The sequence below is a fragment of the Streptomyces sp. NPDC111802 genome, assembly GCF_055634335.1.
Genome location: NZ_JBVKCZ010000172.1, coordinates 1 through 2,709, shown reverse-complemented (window position 1 = coordinate 2,709; position 2,709 = coordinate 1). Strand labels below are relative to the sequence as shown.

Below are 2,709 nucleotides of genomic sequence, written 5' to 3'. Positions count from 1 at the left end.
CCGCGCGAGTACTTCTCCCAGGAGCTCGCCGGCCTGCGCTCCCACATGGACCGGCCCGTTCCCTTCGAGGGCCTGCTGCTGCCGTTCACTGTGTCGATCGGCGCCGCCTACGTCACCGACCTGCCCGATCGGCCCTTCGGCGACGTCCTGCGCGCCGCCGACGTGTCCATGTACAAGGTGAAGACCGACGAAGAGCCCTTCCCGTATCTGGGCACCGCGGCCGACGCCGACACCACGGCGGTCAACGGCCGCCGACCCGGACGCCCCGGCACCGCCCTGCTGGAGAGTGCCGGATGACCGCCGCAGTGGAAGGCGGCGACCGGATCCGCGGCATCACGATCAAGCAGCCGTGGACGGCCTGCATCGTCCACGGCGACAAGCGTGTCGAGAACCGGCCCAAGGCCTGGGCGCCCGGCTGGTACCTGCTGCACGCCGGGGCGGTCATCGACCGGGCTGCTCTGCGCGATCCGCTCGTGGCCCACACGATCTGCGGCCACCAGCTGCACACCCGAGCCGTCCTTGGCATCGCCCGCATCACCGGCTGCCACCTCGACGACGGCGACCTGTGCAGTCCGTGGGCACAGCGCGGCCGCCACCACCTGGTCCTGGACGACGTCCACGCACTGCCGCTTCCCGTGCCCTGCTCTGGGGCGCTCGGGCCGTGGCGCGTCCCGCTCGACGTCTTCGAGCAGATCCTCCTCCAACTCCCCCACCTCGCCAGCCTGTTCCCGGAGGCAACATCATGAGTCGTCACGGTGTCGGTCAGCCCACCACTCATGCCGATCCCGACCCGCGCTTCCCCTTCCCCCACCACCCCACCCCGACGGCCTGCCAGCGGAAGCCGCAGCTGTTCGACTTCACCAACGGCGACCGATCCGCTGACCGGGAGGCGACGGACAAGCGGCTGGAGCAGGCCCGCAAAGCCTGTGCCCGTTGCCCCATCGCCCGGGACTGCCTGAAGTGGGCCCTGGTCAACAAGCCGCTCACCCGGGTCGGCGTCTTCGCGGCCACCACCCCGGGCCAGCGCACCGAGCTGCGCAAGGGCCTCGCCGACCGCCTCGGGGACGACTGGGTCGATGTAGTGGCAGACCAGGACCAGGCCCGCCGCGCGAGGGCCGCTGAAGCCCGCCATAACCCGCTGACCGTGGACCAAGCCCGCATCGTCCGACTGGACCGGGAGACGAACGGCGCACCGCCGGTGCACCGGCCGCTCACCCGCGAGCAGCAGCAGCGCAACCGCGCCCGGCTGATGGCCGGTCTCGGCACCTACTCGAGCCGGTCGGCGCAGGGCAGCGGCCGCACCAAAGAGGAACTCGCCGCCGTCCGCACCTGGGCACGCGCCAACGGCCACCAGGTCGCGGACGTGGGGATGGTCCGCAGGTCAGTACTGGAGGCGTACGACGCCGCCCACCGGGCCCCGGCTGCGAAGGCAGGCTGACATGGGAGCCGAATCCGAAGAGTTCGCCCTGGACGGCTTCCTGGAGGAAGAGACCGCGCGCGGCCAGCACGACACCAGCGTGCGGTTCCGCATCATCGTCTGCCCGACGGACGAACGGGCAGACGAAATGGTCATGCCCTGCACGGTAAGAGACCCGGTGATGGCGGCCGCCGTGCTGCACGACCTGGTGCCCGGCGACCAGCTGCGGGTCACTGGCCACATTCGGCTGCCGCGCACACCTGACGAGCCGATCTGGCTTGTCGTCACCGGACTCGAACTCCTCCACCCTGCATCTCAGCCCACCGGTACCGCCGATGTCTTCCCCGCGGCGCTGGAGCGCTACGGCTCGTATGTGACCTACCTCGATGCCGACACCGAGCACGTTCCGGTGTGGACCGAGACCGGCGCCTGGGTCGGCGTCGCCGACAACTCGAACCGCATCACTGCCCTGATCGACGCCTTCGAGCGCGGCACGCCCGCTGGCGACTGCTGACCGCACCGGGGGAGCGGCCCGGCTCACCACCTCTGCCCGGGCCGCTCCCTGCTCCCCAGACAGCCCGTCCCGGGAGACGAAGACGAAGACCCTGATGAAGCTCACCATCGAGAACGAGCAGTTTGCCGATGCCGCGCAGTGGGCGCTGCGTGCGATCCCCGGTAACCCGCCCAGGCCGGTGATGGCCGGGATGCTGATCGAAGCAGCTGGCGGTGAGGCCAAACGGATCTGGGCGTCGCTCTACGACCACTACCCGGCCACCGCGGCCGCCCTGGCCGCCTACCTCCAAGAGCTGCCTGACCACCTGGCGCGAAGACCTGTTCACCACCAGCCTTCACTCCCCCGCCGCCCGCCGCCCGCCGCCCGCCACACGGCCCCGGAGCCCCCGGACCGGAGACCGCACCGTACGACCCGCTGGCTGGGAAGACTGCCCGGCCTGCGCCGAAGCACAGGACCAGTGCCGCTACCACCGCGGCTTCTTCGCAGGCATGGAGTACCAGCGCGACCTCATCAACACGGCCCTGACCGACCACGCGGCCATCGACCAGCTGCAGCAGCGCCACGCCCAACTCGGAGACGAAGGCTGCCCAGTGGGTGGCCCTCGCCACCCTCGTCGACATCCACGAGCGCGTGAACGGCGGGGAAACGTGATGGCCATGGCCACCACGCAGTGGGATTGAGCAGGATCTCATAGACATCGAACCTGCCAAGAGGCCCTGTCCCCGGCCGGTTTACGCCGGCGGGAACAGGGCCTCGTTACGTTCCAGGACAGCCTGCT

At 70.4% G+C, this 2,709-nt stretch carries 3 protein-coding genes and 1 pseudogene; all 4 read left to right on the top strand.

What is annotated here, in order from left to right; translation table 11 throughout:
• Positions 1 to 297 (top strand): annotated as a pseudogene (locus ACZ7NC_RS45095) (hypothetical protein); the annotation flags it as partial.
• On the top strand, positions 294 to 746 hold the full coding sequence (locus ACZ7NC_RS45090; RefSeq protein WP_471498138.1) for an ASCH domain-containing protein: 453 nt from the start codon (positions 294 to 296) through the stop codon (positions 744 to 746). The pseudogene ACZ7NC_RS45095 and the gene ACZ7NC_RS45090, both read left to right, overlap by 4 nt.
• On the top strand, positions 743 to 1,438 hold the full coding sequence (locus tag ACZ7NC_RS45085) for an Lsr2 family DNA-binding protein (protein WP_471498134.1): 696 nt from the start codon (positions 743 to 745) through the stop codon (positions 1,436 to 1,438). Before ACZ7NC_RS45090 ends, ACZ7NC_RS45085 begins: the two co-directional genes overlap by 4 nt.
• 1 nt (position 1,439) lies before the next feature.
• Complete coding sequence (locus ACZ7NC_RS45080) at positions 1,440 to 1,931, top strand: hypothetical protein (RefSeq protein ID WP_471498130.1); 492 nt, start codon at positions 1,440 to 1,442, stop codon at positions 1,929 to 1,931.
• The last annotated feature ends 778 nt before the right edge of the window (positions 1,932 to 2,709 follow it).

What these genes read in the sequence shown, in the direction of transcription:
- ACZ7NC_RS45090 (WP_471498138.1), top strand. Translation starts at nt 294, where the DNA reads ATGACCGCCGCAGTGGAAGGCGGCGACCGGATCCGCGGCATCACGATC.
- ACZ7NC_RS45085 (WP_471498134.1), top strand. Translation starts at nt 743, where the DNA reads ATGAGTCGTCACGGTGTCGGTCAGCCCACCACTCATGCCGATCCCGAC.
- ACZ7NC_RS45080 (WP_471498130.1), top strand. Translation starts at nt 1,440, where the DNA reads ATGGGAGCCGAATCCGAAGAGTTCGCCCTGGACGGCTTCCTGGAGGAA.